This is a genomic window from Agrobacterium sp. H141, from assembly GCF_057158725.1.
Window position 1 is genome coordinate 267960 of the sequence record NZ_JBXENI010000002.1, and the last position, 16781, is coordinate 284740.

The following is a 16781-nucleotide window of genomic DNA, read 5'->3' on the forward strand; positions in this document are numbered from 1 at the left end:
TGACATGACCAACGGTGAAACCCCGTTGGCACCGAAAAGGTGCACCACTTGAAATCACTCGTGAAACGCCTGCTGAAAAACAAAGGTGATTTCCCGCGTGTATCGGATGCCGCAAAGGTCAATGCTGGCCGCTGACTCGATATACCCAAGCAGAAGATTCAGGTTACAAGCCGGGCTGCGTATGAGGAAAGCCTGAGACGGCGCGGTGATTTGACGGGCTGGATAACGGATGAGGCGCTATCTCAGTGTTCTGCTCCCTTGCAGGGGGGCGGCCAAGTCGGGGCAGACTACATATGTTGGGATTTTGCAATGCGATTAGCAAAGCCAAGGGCTGGGACGAACCGGATCAAAGCGATGACCGAGCCAACCTTGAACCTCGCAGACATTTCGTGGCTGTAGCGCGGCGCCAAGCTGACCATGGGGGATGAATGCAAAGGTGTGTCCCTACATCGTCAGGCCGGCTTCAAGCCAGCCTGACTCGTAGGACATAATACCCCACTAAACTTCGGCAGCCTCTTTTCAAAGAGACGGACCTGTGCAGCAGAAGCTATGCTGCTCTGGAAGCTCCTGTCCGGATCTGTCCACCGACGCCAAGCGACCGATGGCCGGAGGTTCCGAACTGAAATTGCGACAGAAGGTCACTCAGCTTGTAGCTCTCCTGCGCCAGGCCTGCACCCGCGGCGCTCATCTCCTCCACCATGGCCGCATTTTGCTGCGTTGCCTGATCCATGTGATTGACTGCTGTGTTGACCTCGGCGAGTCCTGTGGACTGTTCTTGCGCAGCAGTGGCAATCGCGTCCATGTGGGCGTTGATCGTCTGAACCAGTTGTTCGATGGCGGTCAAACCCTCTCCGGTCTCGCTGACGAGCTTTACCCCTTCAGATACGGTGGTTGCCGAATTGGTGATCAAACCCTTGATTTCCTTTGCCGCGTTGGCCGACCGCTGCGCCAACTCGCGCACTTCCTGAGCGACGACGGCGAAACCTTTGCCAGCTTCGCCAGCGCGAGCGGCCTCGACGCCAGCATTGAGCGCAAGTAGATTGGTCTGGAATGCGATTTCGTCGATGACAGCGATGATCTGGTTGATCTGACGGGAGGACTCCTCGATCCGCTGCATGGCGCTCACCGCATTGCGCACCACCGTGCCCGCATGGTCTGCGCGGCTGCGCGCATTCCGTACTACATCGCGGGCGTCCGCCGTGCGCTTGGAAGTCGCCACGACATTGGACGTAATCTGTTCAAGCGCCGCTGCCGTTTCTTCGAGTGAAGCGGCCTGTTGTTCCGTGCGCTTGGCAAGGTCGTCCGAGGCGTCAGATATCTCTTTAGAGCCGCCTGTAACCGTAGAAACAGAGTATCCGACACTGACCAAGACGTCACGCAACTGCCGAACGGAGGTGTTGAAATCCGCTCGCAACGCTTCGAACTGTGTTGTCATCGGCGTATCGATCTCGCAAAGCATATCGCCTTGGGCAAGTCTGCGAAGATTGGCGGCAAAGGTCTGTGTCGCCTGTTCGAGACGCTCCTCGGCTTCCGCCTCGGCGCGAGCCTGCATCTCTGCCCGCTCGGCCTCCGCGCGGTTCCGATTTGCTGCAGCTTCCGCCTCAAGCTGCGTGTTGCGGATGGCCGCCTGGCGGAAGGTTTCCACCGACTGCGCGATGTCCCCGATTTCGTCGGTGCGATCGATGAAAGGAATGGAGCTGGCCGTGTCTCCGTCCGCAAGAAGGCCCATCCGATGTTGGATGGAACGGATCATCCGCGAAATGTTGCGGACCACCACAAAACTGAGCACGAGTACGAGAACCGATATAGCAGCTGCGATTGCGGCGCTTTGAATGAAACTCTGCTTCAGGACGTCCAGTTTGGTGTTGGCCTTTTCGCTTAGAGCCACGCCAGCTTTTGCGATCAGGTCGGCCATCAGGCCGGCCTGCGCATTACTTCCCTTGCTCCAGCGCTCCAGCGCAATCTGATCATTTTCCACTGGAGGCACATTATACATCTGCTCACGGACAGACGACATGAACTTGCCCTCTGGGCCATCAAAGAATGCGTTGAATGGCGCGACCACCTCGGATGGCAGAAACTCGCGCATCACCGGCAGATACCTGTCACGCAGGCCCTTTGCCAAGAATAGAAACTGCAAGTCGGGCTGCGACAACGCCTCTCCAGCGAGAAATTTTTCACCGAGGTTAATCTCGATCAATCCGGCATCGTTAACCTGCATGAGGGCGTGATATCCATCGATGTAGTGTCCAAGATCGATATCGGTAATGGTGCCACCCGACCGACGAACGAGCTCGAGACCCGCGCCGGCGGTAGGCTGAAGAACAAGCTGCTCTTCAGCAGTCGTGGGCTGCCCGGCGTCTACTTTTGAGCGGTATTCCGCAAACGCTGCTTGCTTATCCTGAATGAAATTATAGGAGCGGTCGATGGTTTCGTCGGAATTGCCCTCTGCTTTCCATGCGGTGTAAGCCGTTCTCAGCTGTTCCATGGCCGAGTCGGACATCTGACGGCGCTCGGCCCGGTTCTCGGCGGAGGAAAATGATTCAGCCGGCATGGCCTGCGCGATCTTCCCACCGGCGGAGGCTAGCTTCTGCACAACCATCTGCTCCCTCAAGCTTTGGTATGCTGCGTAACTGCCTAGAACGGACTGCACACTCAACCACAGAAATGCGGCCAGTGGAGCGGCGGCGACCAAGTACAAAAGCCCGCGAGTTGAAACCTTCCCCATTCGTAGTCTCCAGTCTGAAAAGTTGATACTTAACATGTAAAGACACAATGATAAAAACTGGTTAAGCGGACGCTAAATGAGCTCCCTTTTGAGAAAAACTTCCCTAATAACATTCTGATTGACGATGGCACCGAAATCCTTCTGACGCTCCAAACAGCAGAATGAGGAACGGGGCCTTCATCGACAGTGTGAAGGGCTCATGCCGTACCGTTCGCTGAATTTACGGGAGAAATGCGCGAGGCTTTTGAAGCCCCATTTGTAGCAGACATCTGAGACACTCATCATCGAACCGCCGCGCTGCAACAGATCTCGGCGTGCCCCTTCGAGCCTCTTCTGCTGGATATGAGCGACCAACGGTAGAGGTTCTCCTTCGAAGAGCCGATTAAGCTGGCGCAGACTGATGCCCATGAATTCGGCGATCATCGAAGGACAAAGTTCCTGATCTCCGAGATTTTCGGCTATATACTTGCGTGCACGCAGCAACAACTGGGCATGATAGGTGGAACGACCGCCGCCATTGACGAGAGAATAGGCCGTCTCCATGACGTCCCATACCTTTTTCTCCAGTAGCGCACCCACCTTGCCGTCTGTAAGAGCGGTTGACTGTGCCTGACGCATGACGTCCTGCAGAGCCAGCGGTATCAGTCGAGCAGGATTTGCCGCACCGCCGATGTGGACCACGTCCCGCAAACTCCAATCGCCGAACCTGTCACGAAAATCCTGCCCGGGGAGTTCGAAGATAACCTGACGCGCAAATGCGGGAAAACCGTGCATATACGCCTGATTGGTGTCGTAAAGAACGACATCCCCAGCCTCGGCGACCACGCATTGCCCGGACCGGTTGACGAAAATCTTGCCGTTGAGGATAACCGTCAGGAAAGCACTGTCTTTTTCCCGCCGGCGCAGCAGATTCGGGGTACGTTCGATGAAATGCTCGTCACCGGCGATGTCGATCATCTTCATGCGCCCGAAATCGACGTACTGGTAGCGTGCGTCGAGGCCTTTCTCGGAAAGGCACGAACATCGCAGCCCGACGACATCCTCGGCGCAATGCTCCTCCCAGAATTCGATCCTCTCGTGAGGCGCGACGACTCGCGTATCAAATGTCACCGCTCCCGAGGCAGCGCTCGGGTGGGCGACAAAGCCCGGCGTAATATTCAATGTATCCTCCCTGTCCCGACCACGGCTCCAAAGAAGCCGCGGAGGACTTTGGGAGTGTGACAAAACGCAAGTCTCCCGTCAAATACCTTGCATCGACGAGGCTGTGCGAAGCGCGAATCTTCACCTGAAGCAACCGCTTCCACCATGAAGCACGTGCAGACAATAGGCCGGAGCACCTCGAACAAAGGTTACACCTCAAACCGTGAGATAGCCGCCATCGACCGGGAGCACGACCCCGGTGATGTAACCGGCAGCCGGGCTTGCGAGATAGACAATCGGCTCTGCGATTTCCTTCGTCTGACCCCAGCGCTGGAAGGGAATACGAGCCAGTATCGGGTCGGATGCATGCCGGTCGGCGAAGAGATTTTGAGACAAAGGCGTGACGATCCATCCCGGCGCAACAGCGTTGACCCGGATATCTGGCGCATATTCCTGTGCCAGCGACTTCGTCAGTTGCACGACAGCGCCTTTGGATGAGGCATAAGCTGGCCGATCCGCAGCGCCGAAAGTTGAATACATAGATGCGATATTGATGATCGAGCTTCCCCGCCCCATCCGAGGTCTTGCGACCCTGCAGGCAGTCATGACGGAGAACAAGTTGATCGTCATCACCTCGGCAAAGGACGTCGCAGTCCATTCATCCCTATCTCGGCTGACCCCAGCACAGTTGACCAGTACGTCTATGTGCTTGAACGTGGTGATGTAAGCTTCCAGATCTGTAGGAGACCGAACATCAAGCTCGGTCGAGGTCAAGCCAACTGTTGCTTCAGCAGCCTTGGCAGCCAGTCCAGCGACATGCGTATCCGCCCCGAGATTGGCAAAGACTTCGGCCGTCGCGGCACCGATTCCGGACGTCCCACCTATAATGACGACAATCTTCCCGGCAAAAAGTTGTGTTTCAAAAGTCATGGGGTTCCTCCGGACCAAGCCATGAATTGAACGGGCTGGGTCTGGTCGCTCAGGGAGCGACCAGCACCTTCACATCGTCATGCGAGGTCGCCAATCTCTCGAAACCACCGGTGACGACTTCGGTGAGAGGCACCTCTCGGGTGACGATCAGCGAAGGGTCGACCACGCCGCCAGCGATCATGCCGATAAGGTCGGGATAAACGTGCCTGTAACCGCATGAGGGAATGATCTCGACCTCTCTATTGACGAGATCGAAGGCATCCACTTGGGCTGGCATGCTGAACAGGCCGACCAGAATGACCTTGCCACCCTTTCGTACCGACCGGATGGCATCGTCGAGCGTCCTCTGCACGCCGACTGCCTCGAAGGCCAAATCCACCCCCTGGGCCAGTGTCGGCAGATGGCTGGAGGTGCTGTTGACGGTTTCGGTCGCGCCGAGCGCTCTTGCCCGTGACAGCCGTGCATCCGACACGTCGCTAACGACGATCCGCTTTGCGCCGGCGACGGCCGCGAACTGAACGAGCAAGAGCCCTATCGGTCCGGCACCGACAACCACAACACTCTGCCCCACTGTCAGTCCCGATCGTCGCAACGCATGCAATGCGACTGCAGCCGGCTCCAGCACAGCCGCCTGCCGATCTGTCACCTCATCCGGCAAGGCGTGGAGCATATAGTGGGGAACCACGGCTTCCTCTGCCATCCCGCCGTGCCCCATTAGCCCAGCGAAACCCATCTTTTCACAGAGGTTGTAGTCACCTCTCAGGCAGGCCGCACATTTGCCGCAGCGATATTCCGGTTCCACCGCCACTCTGTGGCCGATTTTCAAGGATCCGCAGTCGCCGTTGGTCTCCAATACCTCACCGGTAAACTCGTGCCCCAGAACGAGCGGTGCCACAACGCCCGAAATCGGATGCGGAGCGTCTACGGGGATTGCATGTGGCCCGTTGAGGTATTCGTGCATGTCGGAGCCGCAGATCCCGCAGCGAGAGACACGCAGGCGCACCTCTCCCGGCCCGAGGGCGGGACGAACCCGCCGCTCGATACGGACGTCTTTTGCTGCATGCCAGACCGCGGACAGGACGCCCGTGTCATTCGGCCGCTCCATCAGCGGAAGAGCCCGTCGATATAGGCTGCGCCAATCCCCACTTTCTCGTAGTGGTCACGCGCCAGCGCAATGTAATCATGTACGTCAAAGGTTCCTGAACTTTCGCCGTTCTCATCGAGCCAGATCAACGGCCCTGTAACCTTAAAATGCACCCGCATGGGCTCTTCGCTGTCATAGGCAATCAGCGTATGGCCTTCACCCGGCGTTTCATAAACGAAGTCACCGGCAGTCGCGGTCCACTCATGCTCAAGGTATCCCCACTTGCCGGAGATGGTATAGGCGAAAACTTCATGCGGATGATAATGCCGATTAACAAGACCGGCCTTCTTGGCCATCAGGATATCGCACCACATGTTGCGTTCCGGCGAGATCCACAGCGGACGCGATGACACCGTTTCGGTAAAGGGTACATAGTAGCGATCATCTTCCGTTGCAGCGTTCGGGAGATAGACTTCTGGTTTTGCATCCGGCTTGAAGACATTTTCAATTGGCTTGATGTCGCGCCAGAATTCTTTTGTAGGGGCTTCGGGCATATTGGTTTCCTCCCATTAAATCAGGGGCAAAGTCGCCCCAGCCCTGAGAATAGTGATTACCGCGAAGATGGTTTGACGCAGCGGGACATTTGTTTTGTCTCCGAGTGCCAATTCGGTCTGCAGGGTGAGACAGGACGAAATGTCGCGTCTAAGCTCGTCTGCGTCTAACCTTTTCGCAGGTGGACGATCGGCGCTGGAGGGCGCGGTTAAAGGGAACGGTGTCGGTAAGGCTGACCTTAAAAGGGTGCGTGCCAAGCCGACCAAGGGAGGCTTTAAAATGACACATCGTATTGACAGCAGGATTCCGCGACGCGCAGTGCTTAAGGGTATAACCGCTGGCGCGGTCGCACTCGGCGCACCTTCCTACTTGCGCGCGCAGACGACACCAACAATCAAGATCGGCTTCATCAGCCCGCAAACAGGCCAGATGGCACCGTTTGGGGAAACCGATGCGTTCACGCTCAATTTCATCCGGCAGCATCTCGCCAAGGGGTTGGAGATCGGCGGCAAGACATATGCAATCGAGATCCTCGAGCGGGACGCCCAGTCGAACCCCAACCGGGCCGCCGAGCTGGCGGGTGAACTGTGCCAGAACGACAACGTGCAAATGCTGATCCCGGCATCGACGACTGACGTCACACTGCCCGTATCGGAGCAAGGCGAACTATTTGGCGTTCCGACGATTTCCTCGACCGCCCCCTGGCAGGCCGTTATTGTGCCGCGTGGCGGTCTGGACCAACCCTTTGACTGGACCTATCATTTCTTCTGGGGCCTGGAAGACATCATCCAGACCTTCGTCAACATGTGGAACAGTGTAGAGAGCAACAAGAAGGTCGGGCTGCTCTTGCCGCGCAATGCCGACGGTGAAGTGTGGGGCGATGACAAGATCGGTTTGCCGCCAGCCATGCGCGCGGCCGGCTTCGAGGTCATCTCTCCCTCCAAGTTCGAAGTGCGAACCAACGACTTCTCTGCTCAGATCAACGCCTTCAAGGAGGCCGGCTGCGACATCCTTGGCGGCTTGGTCTTTCCAGCCGACCTGCGCACGGCAACAATCCAGATGGCTCAGCAGGGCTTCCGTCCCAAAATCATGACCGTAGCCGCCGGTCTGCTGTTTCCGTCGGCCGTCGAAGCCATGGGTGATCTGGGCGCCGGCATGTCCACGGAAGTCTGGTGGACGCCTGCCTTCCCCAATAAGTCGTCGCTGACCGGCGAGACATCGGCTGAACTTGCCACGAATTGGGAAAAGTCGACTGGCAAACAGTGGACGCAACCGCTCGGCTATAGCCACGCGATGTGGGAAATCATCGTGGACACCTTGAAGCGTTCGGGCGATCCCATGGACCGTGGTGCCATACGCGACGCCTTGAAGGCGACCAATCTCGACACGGTGGTCGGTAATGTCAACTGGAGTAACGGTCCTCATCCGAACGTTTCGAAAACACCCATTCTGGGCGGACAGTGGCGCAAGGGTGAAAAATGGCCGTACGACCTGAAGATCGTGGAAACCAAGCTCTATCCAATCATGCCGCCAGAAAGCGGCCTGGAGATGAAGTCTTGGTAATGGCCGCTGAAATGACCCATGCGATGGAGGGGCGGACACCCTTGTTGTCCGCCCGCGGGTTGTCGAAAAGCTTCGGCGCCCTAAAGGTGGTGCAAGACGTCAGCTTCGATCTGGCGCAGGGCGAAGTTCTTGGCGTACTTGGACCCAATGGCGCGGGCAAGACGACGCTGTTCAACCTGATATCGGGCGATATCGCCCATGATGCAGGATCGATCCAACTGGCCGGGTCTTCCCTGGGGCGAGAACCATCTTTCAAAAGGGCCATGCGGGGCATCGGTCGAACCTACCAGATTCCCCGTCCCTACGCCAAGATGACAACGTTTGAGAACCTGCTGGTCGCCTCGCGTTTCGCTGCCAATCGCAGCGAACAAGAGGCAGCCGCCACCTGCGCAGAGCTACTGGAGGACTGTGGCATTGCCAGCAAGGCCAATCTGCCGGCGGGCGGTCTGACTCTGCTTGACCGCAAGCGGCTGGAACTTGCCCGCGCCCTGGCGGGCGAGCCTAAACTTCTTCTGCTTGACGAGATCGCCGGTGGTCTGACGGAGGTTGAGGCCGAGCAACTTGTTAAGCTGATCCGCCAGGTCCGTGATCGCGGCATTACGATCATCTGGATCGAGCATGTCTTGCACGCGGTTCTGGCGGTGGCAGAGCGGCTGATGGTCCTGAGCTTTGGCGAAAAGATCGCCGAAGGAAAACCCGACGACGTGATCAATAACCCGGACGTGCGTCGCGTCTATATGGGGATGGAAGCATGAGCACCACGCCGCTTCTAAGCGCCAGAACCCTCAGCGCCGGATATGGTGATTTCCAGGCATTGTTTTCGATCGATCTTGAGATTTTTGCCGGTGAGGTCGTGGCGCTGATCGGAGCCAACGGTGCGGGTAAGTCAACCTTGCTGAAAACCTTCACCGGGCTTGTCCCTACACGGCAGGGCTCTCTTACTTTCAACGGTAGGGACGTTACCCGCATACCTGCCCACACGCTCGTGTCGCAGGGTCTCGCAATGGTACCAGAGGGACGAAGGCTGTTCCGAGGCATGACAGTCGAGGACAATCTGCGCGTGGGCGCGGATCACGCCCGCATCGTCTCCACAGATGAACAGCCCTGGACGATGGAGCGCCTCTACGACCTATTTCCTGTTCTGGCAGAGCGTCGTTACCAAGCTGTCGAAAAGCTGTCGGGTGGCCAGCAGCAGATGGTAGCGATCGGAAGAGCGTTGCTCACCCAACCCAGACTGCTGCTGTGCGACGAAATTAGCCTAGGCTTGGCACCGAAAGTCATTACCGAAATTTACGCCATGCTTCCCGCCATCCGTGAGGCAGGCACGGCCATACTGCTCGTCGAGCAGGATGTGTCACTGGCGAGCCGAAGTTCAGACCGGGTGTACTGCATGCTGGAAGGACGGATCACCCTCACCGGCAAATCGTCAGAGATCTCACGAGAACAAATTACACAGGCTTACTTCGGGGTAAAACATGAAGTGGATTGATGCGGTTTTACAAGGCCTTCTCCTGGGTGGTCTTTATGCGCAGTACGCCATCGGCATGTCGCTGATGTTCGGGGTAATGCGCATCGTTAACATCGCCCATGGCGATCTGGTGGTGCTTCTGGCGCTGATTGGCATCACCATTGCAGCCTTTTTTGGTCTGGGTCCGGGTTTCATTATGTTGCTTCTGATCCCTATTGGTGCCTGCATTGGCTGGGTACTTCAGCGCGGCATCCTCAATCACCTGGTTGGGGAAGATCCCCTGCCCTCGCTGATTGCCACATTTGGTCTGTCGCTCGCCTTGCAGAACTTTATGTTAGCGGTCTGGCAGGCGGATACCCGCTCATTGGATGTAGGTCCAATCGCGATCAAATCCATTAATTTCGGGAGCATTTATATCGGTGTGCTGCCGCTCGGTATTCTTGTCGTCGCGGTAGGCCTGACCTGGATTCTGCATATCAGCCTGAGTACGACGCGCTTCGGACGTGCTTTGCGCGCCGCCGCCGCCGACAAGGATGCAGCAACCCTGTCCGGCATCGACACCAAATCGGTCTATGCGCATGCAACCGCTATCGCTGTGGCGATACTCGGAATTGCAGCCGTATTCCAGGCAGCCCGCACCACTGTGTCACCTTCCGACGGCGGTGCTCAGCTGATCTATGCGTTCGAGGCGGTGATCATCGGCGGCATGGGCTCGATATGGGGTGCATTCATCGGCGGATTGATCCTCGGCGTGGCCCAGGTGGTCGGCTCACGCATCGATCCGGGCTGGGGCATCCTTGTCGGCCATCTCGTCTTTCTCCTGGTGCTCGCCTGGCGACCCCAGGGCATCATGTCGCGCCGTTAGGAGGGCCGAAATGAGTTCGTCCAATATCGTCGTCCATCGACACACATCCTCAAGCAGGATTGCCCTCACTATTGCTGTCCTCCTTGTCGTATCTATTCCCACTTTGCCATTTTGGGCGTCGAGCGGCCAGATACGCCTTGTCATTGAACTGTCCTGTCTCATCGCGATAGCGCAGATGTGGAACTTGCTTGCTGGTTATGGGGGAATGGTTTCCGTAGGCCAGCAAGCCTTCATCGGTGCGGGTGGTTACTCGCTGTTTGCACTTTCGGCATTCGCCGGTCTTAACCCGTTTTGGTCTGTACCGTTGGCGATGATCCTGCCGGCGCTGCTGGCTGCGCCATCTTATCTGCTGCTACGCAAGCTGGATGGCCCCTACTTTGCCATCGGCACCTGGGTACTGGCCGAGACTTTCCGGCTGATCACCGGCAATCTCGACATTGTCAATGCCGGTTCTGGCATGACATTGCGTGCTATGGGCCAGTTTACCGCTCATCAACGCGAAGTCGGCCTGACCATCTTGTGCGCGCTCCTGCTGTTCGTGACAGTAGGTGGCACCTTCCTGATGCTGCGTTCACGCCTGGGACTGGCGCTGACGGCAATGCGGGACGATCCGATCTCGGCGGCAAGCCAAGGGGTGGATGTCGGACGGATGCGGTTTGGCATCTTCATCGCTGCCGCCATGGGGACAGGCCTTGCGGGAGCAATCTACTACATGGCACAGCTGCGCATCTCGCCAACCAGCGGCTTTGATCCATATTGGTCTTCCATCTGCATTTTCATCGTCATGGTTGGAGGTATAGGTCGGATCGAAGGACCTATAATCGGTGCGCTTCTCTACTTCTTTGCTACGCGGCTTTTCGGTCAGTACGGAGCAAGCTACATGATCGTGCTGGGTCTGCTGACACTTGCCATGGCACTGTTTTCACCGAGTGGGCTCTGGGGACTTTTTGCAAGGGTTCGCGACTGGCCTTGGTTCCCCGTCGGCTACAAGATCAACTATCGGCAGCGCGACGGTGGTGCTGTCGGCTAGCCAGTCTTCGCAGACCTTTCTTCCGTGCAAATTTTCTTTTTGCATAGGCATCGGACTGGCATGATGGGATGACGGCTCGAACAATTGCTGGCAGGGCGGACCTATACCGTCCTCGCCACAATTAGCCTTCGAAGTAATCGAGGCCGAGTTCCTCATTCATCTGCGGATCGTTTGCGCGCAAAGCAGCTCGCCTCCATGTCTGCTGCGAGGACTTCCGGCGTCGCTTCGGCGGCGACCGGCAAGATATTGCTATCGGAATTTTGCCCAGGCCGAGATTCGCCTGTGAGCGAATCGCGACGCAGGAAACCAGACACGCGCTGGCGAGCGCAGTAGCGGGTCTGATGACAGACAATGATCCCACAGCCAGCAAGTCCTCTACCATTAACAGGCGCAGAAGGAGGAGGAATGGAACCAAGGGGCAGGTTGCTGCCCGCGGCTCTATAAGTCGAAGCCCCGTTCTTGACTATCAGCAACTTTGCGCCCGCGGAGCGGATGACGACGTCCTTGAATGAGCAGTAGACTGCCGCTTCAGCGTTCCCAACAAGCCACTTCGCAAGCGGCAACGACATGACCTCCGAGCAGGAAGCGCTTTACATCGGCCGGCACGTGCCATTCGTCGGGTCCGTAGTTGAAGGCGAATGTGAGTTTTCCACGCTTGCGAAGCCGAACATGGTCGGGAATATCGACCGTTACGACGGAAGCGCGCTCAAGTGCCTCTCTGATGACCGACCGCAAAAGATCGGGTTCAAGCCATGCGCCGAGATAGCTGATGCGGCCGGATGTGACCATGGCCGGGCTGCCATCCTCATAGATGAGGTCGGCGGGCAGGTCAGTTTCCAGTAATTCGCGCCAGCGCGCGACGGTGCCCCGTGTCCCCCTACCGGTTACCGGAAGTGTCACGCCTGGACGAAGCGAGGAGACTTCGGCGACCCTGACGTCGATCAACCTCTGCAGGCGGCCGGGCGGCAATTCCCAAGGAACCGCACCATGCGTGGTCTTGGAGCCGGAACGGGCACCGAACATGATATGCGCGTCCGTGGCCTCGAAGGCGGCAAGCGCGTCATCGGAGATGATCGGCAGGCAGGGCACGAGGACCAGCCTGTATCCTTCCAGAGATTGGCCCGGGGCGACGACATCGACATCAACGCCGGCAAGGCGTACCGCCTCATACCAGCGGTGCACCAGCAGCTTGTAGTCGAAATCATCGCCTTGCGGCTGGATGCGGGTCACCCATGAAGCTTCGTAATCGAGAATGATCGCCACCTCGGCTTGCTCGAATGCCGGGAGCGGGCCGGCTACCTCGATCTCGCGCGCCACCCGTGCTGCCTCAATGCCGCCCGGCGAGAGCTGGCGGTCGGGGCGGGTCAAGCCGGCATGCATCTGTTCCTGCGCATAGGGCAATTGCCGCCAGCGGAAATAGGAAACGACCTCGGCCCCATGCGCCAAGGCTTCCCAGGTCCATAGCCGAACCATGCCGGCCTTCGGCGCCGGGTTCCAATGCGCCCAGTTCACCGGGCCTGGTTGCTGTTCCATGATCCAGAACTTGCCGCCGACAATGCCGCGATAGAGTTCGTGATGGAAGGCGGAGAAATCCGGCTGCGATGTGTTGTACCAGCGGATGCGTTCGTCCGGCGGCAGCGGAAAATGCTCGATTTTTCCGAGTGGATACGAATCCCAGCTGCAGAAATCCAGGCATTCGCTGAATTTGTAGTGATCGAAATTGTGGAAGAAGCCCATAAAATTGTGGGTGATGAAACGTCCCGGCGAATGCTTGCGCAGGATGGCAGCTTGCAGCTCTGCATATTCCGCAAGGCTATCGGACGAATAGCGCCAAAAATCCAGCCGCGCCGCCGGATTGGTTTCCGACACCGCGCCGCCGGGCGGGATGACCTCCTCGAAACTGTTGACCTCCATAGACCAAAAGACGTTACCCCAGGCGCGGTTGAGCCGCTCGGGCGACTGATATTTCCGGGCAAGCCAGTCGCGGAATCCAGCGGCATCCTCGGGGCCGTAAAGCAGCACCGTGTCGTCGCTGCCGAGTTCGTTGTCGATCTGCCAACCGCAAACTGCTTCATGTTGGCCATAGCGGATAGCCATTTTCTCGGTGATGCGAGCACTTTCCTCGCGCCAGCGACGGCTGGCCGCAGTTGCATGACGGCGCGAGCCATGCAGCCGAGCGCGGCCATCCTCGAACACAGGCAGCACGTCCGGATAGAGGTCGACCAGCCATTTGGGTGCGGCCGCGGTCGGCGTTCCCATCACGATCCTCAGCCCCTCAGAGGCGAGAACCTCTACAGCCCGGTCCAGCCAGTCCCAGTCGTAGACGCCACGGCTAGGCTCCAGGCGGCTCCAGGCGAATTCCGCGATGCGGACATATTTGATCCCGAGTTCACGCATTTGGCGCGCATCTTCGGCCCACCAGTTTTCGTCCCAATGTTCGGGGTAGTAGCAGACACCAAGCATCATGCACCTTCGGAAGTTTGTATACGTGGGTCAGCTGACCCGGTTATGGACCACAATCCGGCCGGCGGCATCGAACAGCTGGCAGTGGCTGGCACAAAGCCCGATGGTTATCCGGTCGCCATGCTGGGCACGGCGGACCCCTTCAGCCTTCATCGTGATCGGAGCACCATCGTCGGTCAAAAGCGACAGAAGCGTTTCCGAGCCGAGATGCTCCACCAGTTCGATTCTGGCTGTGATCGTCGCGTCGGCCCTTTCTGCATCGTGGAAATGCTCCGGGCGGACCGCCAGCGTCACGGCATCACCGACAGCCGCGTCCGTGTCGCCAAGCGGCAGGGACAGTGGCGTGCCGGATGGCAGCGGCAATACTGCTGCGCCATCTTCGATGGCAGTGATCTGCGTCTTGAACGTGTTGATCTTGGGCGAGCCGAGAAATTCGGCGACGAAGAGATTGTCGGGACGAAGATACAGATCGAGCGGTGCGCCGACCTGTTCGATGCGCCCCGCGTTCAGCACCACGATCTTGTCAGCCATGGTCATCGCCTCGACCTGGTCATGCGTCACATAGATCATGGTAGAGCCAAGATCGCGATGCAATTTCAGCAGTTCGACGCGCATTTCATGGCGAAGGGCCGCATCCAGGTTCGACAGCGGCTCATCGAACAAAAAGACCTTTGGGTCGCGGACGATCGCGCGGCCAATAGCAACGCGCTGGCGTTGGCCACCAGAAAGGGCCCCCGGCTTGCGCGCCAGAAGCGGCTCAAGATGCAGCATGCCCGCTGCGAGCCTGAGGCGGCTTTCGATCTCGACCTTGTCGACCTTATTCATCCGCATGCCGAAAGTGATGTTTTCCGCCACCGTCATATGCGGATAGAGCGCATAGGACTGGAACACCATGGCAATGCCGCGATTGGCAGAGTCGACGCCCGTCATATCGTTACCATTGATGACGAGGCGACCGGTGGTCATGGTATCCAGGCCGGCGATCAACCTCAAGAGCGTGGACTTGCCGCAACCGGACGGACCGACGAAGACGACGAACTCGCCATCCTCGATGCCAAGGTCTATTCCGTCGATGACATGCGTCGAACCGAAGTCCTTGGTGACACCTTCGAGTGAAACATATGACATTCGCAATCCTGCCTTGAAAATCAGCCTTTGGTCGCACCGAAGGTGAGCCCCGCGATGAACTGCCGCTGCATGAGAAAGAAAACCACCACCGGTGGAACGGCGGCAAGCAAGGAGCCCGCCGAAATGAGGTGCCAGGTCGTCGTCCATGTTTCGCGCAGCGCCTGCAGCCCCGCAGTGACGGGACGCGCCGAGTCAGACTGGACCAACACCAGCGACCAGAAGAAATCATTCCACACGAAGGTGAAGACCAGCACGAACAATGCCGCCATCGCTGGCCGCACCAGTGGCAGGATGATGTGACGAAAAATCTGAAACTCGGTGACGCCCTCGACGCGAGCGGCCTCTATCAGTTCACTCGGCAGTTCAGCGATGAAATTCCGCATGAACAGGGTGCAGAAGCCAGTCTGGAAAGCGATGTGGAAGATGATCAACGCCCAGATCGTGTCATAGACATGCAGGACCCCGATTGAAAGGTCGCGGACCGGAATCATCAGCATCTGAAACGGCACGAAATTACCGGCTATGAATAGGGCCAGCAGCAGCACACTGCCACGAAAACGGTACTTGCTGAGCGCGAAGCCAGCCATCGATGACAGCGCGATCGCGCCAATCACCGAGAAGACGGTTATCACCGCACTATTGAGCAGGAATGTCAGCATCGGTGAGGAGGTAAAGACCCTGCTGTAGTTCTCGACGAACATGAAGCTTGTGGGCCAGCCCCAGTAATTGCCAGCATTGAGATCCTGTACCGAGCGGATCGACGTCACGGCGATGCCGATGATCGGCAATAGCCAGATCAGCAGAAACACCCATACCATGGCGTAATAGCCAGTGCGCCGGGTGGGAGAGGCCTTGTCTATCGGTTGCGGAAACATGGATCAGCGGCTCCGGCGCGGAAGCGTTCGAATAAGATAGATGGCGATACAGATATCCATCAGGAAGAACAGGCACGATGCGATGGCCGCGCCATACCCGATGCGGAAAGCTCCGAACGTCTGCTCGTACATGTAGAAGGCCAGCACCGTCGAGGACTGATAGGGACCGCCTCCGGTCATCACAGAGACCAGGTCGAACGAGCGCAATGCCCCGACCACCGAGACGATCAGCGCGATCGAGGTTGCCGGACGAAGCTGCGGCAGCACGATATGCCAGAGCAGCTTGAAGCCCTTGACCCCTTCCATCCGCGCCGCTTCCAGCAACTCCGAATTGATCGCTGTGAGACCGGTCAGATAGAGGATCATGCAATAGGCGATCTGCGGCCACAGACCGGCTGCGATTACAGCAAATGTCGCGATCGTCTCGCTTTCCAGCAGCGCCACCGAGGGCAGGCCCATCATGTTGAGCATATGGTTGACCAGGCCGAACTCGGCATTGAAGAACCAGCCGAACATCAGGCCGACAACCACGTGGCTGATCACGAAAGGCATGAAGTAGAGCGACTTGACCAACCGCATGCCGCGACCGTTCTGGTTGAGGAACAGGGCCAAAGCCAGCCCTAAGGCGGGTGCGGCCATGAAAGCGATCAGCCAGTAGATGTTGTTGGTCAAGGCTGTCCAGAACACAGGATCGTCGTGGATCAGTTCAACATAGTTGTCGAGGCCGACAAAACGGCTTTCTCCGATGCCGTCCCAGTCGTGAAGGCTCAGCCACAGGCTCTGACTAACCGGCAGGATGACGAAGACAGCGAACATGAGCAGTGCGGGTGACACCAGAAAGATCGGCGCGAGGCGCCGCTGGTTGCGCCGCCAAACACCTGCCGGCGCGGCCATGTCCACCTGATGGAGGAGGGTTTCGACCAAGTGGCCTGCTCCTTGATAAGATGCGTGCAAC

General features: G+C 58.0%; 14 protein-coding genes. 5 read left to right on the forward strand and 9 right to left on the reverse strand.

The annotated features are described in order from the left end of the window. Positions 1-547: 547 nt before the first annotated feature. The 5 genes from ACWPM9_RS21415 to ACWPM9_RS21435 all read right to left on the reverse strand — a co-directional run bounded on the left by ACWPM9_RS21415 (position 548) and on the right by ACWPM9_RS21435 (position 6436). Positions 548-2602, reverse strand: coding sequence for a methyl-accepting chemotaxis protein (locus tag ACWPM9_RS21415; RefSeq protein ID WP_484757899.1), 2055 nt, complete (start codon positions 2600-2602; stop codon positions 548-550). A 303-nt stretch (positions 2603-2905) separates the two neighbouring features. After that, complete coding sequence (locus ACWPM9_RS21420) at positions 2906-3889, reverse strand: helix-turn-helix domain-containing protein (protein WP_484757900.1); 984 nt, start codon at positions 3887-3889, stop codon at positions 2906-2908. 195 nt (positions 3890-4084) lie between these two features. Further along, on the reverse strand, positions 4085-4798 hold the full coding sequence (locus ACWPM9_RS21425) for an SDR family NAD(P)-dependent oxidoreductase (protein WP_484757901.1): 714 nt from the start codon (positions 4796-4798) through the stop codon (positions 4085-4087). A gap of 49 nt (positions 4799-4847) precedes the next feature. Next, entirely contained in the window at positions 4848-5903 is a 1056-nt protein-coding gene (locus tag ACWPM9_RS21430) for a 2,3-butanediol dehydrogenase (RefSeq protein ID WP_484757902.1), read from the reverse strand. Continuing rightward, positions 5903-6436, reverse strand: coding sequence for a 2,4'-dihydroxyacetophenone dioxygenase family protein (locus ACWPM9_RS21435; RefSeq protein ID WP_484757903.1), 534 nt, complete (start codon positions 6434-6436; stop codon positions 5903-5905). Before ACWPM9_RS21435 ends, ACWPM9_RS21430 begins: the two co-directional genes overlap by 1 nt. A 277-nt stretch (positions 6437-6713) precedes the next feature. Between ACWPM9_RS21435 and ACWPM9_RS21440 the strand changes: the two genes are divergently transcribed. From ACWPM9_RS21440 to ACWPM9_RS21460, 5 genes are read left to right on the forward strand one after another with little or no spacing between them, the layout of a single operon-like run. Next, positions 6714-7997 (forward strand): ABC transporter substrate-binding protein, encoded by a 1284-nt coding sequence (locus tag ACWPM9_RS21440; RefSeq protein WP_484757904.1) that lies wholly within the window; start codon positions 6714-6716, stop codon positions 7995-7997. Continuing rightward, complete coding sequence (locus ACWPM9_RS21445; protein WP_484757905.1) at positions 7997-8752, forward strand: ABC transporter ATP-binding protein; 756 nt, start codon at positions 7997-7999, stop codon at positions 8750-8752. Before ACWPM9_RS21440 ends, ACWPM9_RS21445 begins: the two co-directional genes overlap by 1 nt. Beyond that, positions 8749-9486 (forward strand): ABC transporter ATP-binding protein, encoded by a 738-nt coding sequence (locus ACWPM9_RS21450; protein WP_484757906.1) that lies wholly within the window; start codon positions 8749-8751, stop codon positions 9484-9486. The genes ACWPM9_RS21445 and ACWPM9_RS21450 overlap by 4 nt, the downstream gene beginning before the upstream one ends. Beyond that, on the forward strand, positions 9473-10330 hold the full coding sequence (locus tag ACWPM9_RS21455) for a branched-chain amino acid ABC transporter permease (RefSeq protein ID WP_484757907.1): 858 nt from the start codon (positions 9473-9475) through the stop codon (positions 10328-10330). The genes ACWPM9_RS21450 and ACWPM9_RS21455 overlap by 14 nt, the downstream gene beginning before the upstream one ends. A 10-nt stretch (positions 10331-10340) precedes the next feature. After that, positions 10341-11360: a branched-chain amino acid ABC transporter permease gene (locus ACWPM9_RS21460; RefSeq protein ID WP_484757908.1), complete on the forward strand. Its 1020-nt coding sequence runs from the start codon at positions 10341-10343 to the stop codon at positions 11358-11360. A 528-nt stretch (positions 11361-11888) separates the two neighbouring features. On the opposite strand, the gene ACWPM9_RS21465 is transcribed toward ACWPM9_RS21460, so the two are convergent. Genes ACWPM9_RS21465 through ACWPM9_RS21480 form a run of 4 tightly spaced genes read right to left on the reverse strand, consistent with a single transcriptional unit; the run spans position 11889 to position 16750 of the window. Then, a complete protein-coding gene (locus ACWPM9_RS21465) occupies positions 11889-13823 on the reverse strand; it encodes a beta-galactosidase (protein WP_484757993.1) in 1935 nt (644 codons plus the stop codon). A 30-nt stretch (positions 13824-13853) separates the two neighbouring features. Next, on the reverse strand, positions 13854-14951 hold the full coding sequence (locus tag ACWPM9_RS21470) for an ABC transporter ATP-binding protein (RefSeq protein ID WP_484757909.1): 1098 nt from the start codon (positions 14949-14951) through the stop codon (positions 13854-13856). Between the two features lie 20 nt (positions 14952-14971). After that, positions 14972-15826 carry a carbohydrate ABC transporter permease gene (locus ACWPM9_RS21475; RefSeq protein ID WP_484757910.1) on the reverse strand — a complete coding sequence of 285 codons (855 nt, stop codon included), beginning with the start codon at positions 15824-15826 and terminating at the stop codon, positions 14972-14974. A 3-nt stretch (positions 15827-15829) separates the two neighbouring features. Next, positions 15830-16750: a carbohydrate ABC transporter permease gene (locus ACWPM9_RS21480; protein WP_484757911.1), complete on the reverse strand. Its 921-nt coding sequence runs from the start codon at positions 16748-16750 to the stop codon at positions 15830-15832. Positions 16751-16781: the final 31 nt, after the last annotated feature.

Bases quoted from the DNA above. Each gene is read 5' to 3' on its own strand.
- ACWPM9_RS21460 (WP_484757908.1), top strand. From the start codon at position 10,341: ATGAGTTCGTCCAATATCGTCGTCCATCGACACACATCCTCAAGCAGG.
- ACWPM9_RS21450 (WP_484757906.1), top strand. From the start codon at position 8,749: ATGAGCACCACGCCGCTTCTAAGCGCCAGAACCCTCAGCGCCGGATAT.
- ACWPM9_RS21425 (WP_484757901.1), bottom strand. From the start codon at position 4,798: ATGACTTTTGAAACACAACTTTTTGCCGGGAAGATTGTCGTCATTATA.
- ACWPM9_RS21415 (WP_484757899.1), bottom strand. From the start codon at position 2,602: ATGGTTGTGCAGAAGCTAGCCTCCGCCGGTGGGAAGATCGCGCAGGCC.
- ACWPM9_RS21470 (WP_484757909.1), bottom strand. From the start codon at position 14,951: ATGTCATATGTTTCACTCGAAGGTGTCACCAAGGACTTCGGTTCGACG.
- ACWPM9_RS21455 (WP_484757907.1), top strand. From the start codon at position 9,473: ATGAAGTGGATTGATGCGGTTTTACAAGGCCTTCTCCTGGGTGGTCTT.
- ACWPM9_RS21440 (WP_484757904.1), top strand. From the start codon at position 6,714: ATGACACATCGTATTGACAGCAGGATTCCGCGACGCGCAGTGCTTAAG.
- ACWPM9_RS21475 (WP_484757910.1), bottom strand. From the start codon at position 15,826: ATGTTTCCGCAACCGATAGACAAGGCCTCTCCCACCCGGCGCACTGGC.
- ACWPM9_RS21445 (WP_484757905.1), top strand. From the start codon at position 7,997: ATGGCCGCTGAAATGACCCATGCGATGGAGGGGCGGACACCCTTGTTG.
- ACWPM9_RS21430 (WP_484757902.1), bottom strand. From the start codon at position 5,903: ATGGAGCGGCCGAATGACACGGGCGTCCTGTCCGCGGTCTGGCATGCA.
- ACWPM9_RS21435 (WP_484757903.1), bottom strand. From the start codon at position 6,436: ATGCCCGAAGCCCCTACAAAAGAATTCTGGCGCGACATCAAGCCAATT.
- ACWPM9_RS21465 (WP_484757993.1), bottom strand. From the start codon at position 13,823: ATGCTTGGTGTCTGCTACTACCCCGAACATTGGGACGAAAACTGGTGG.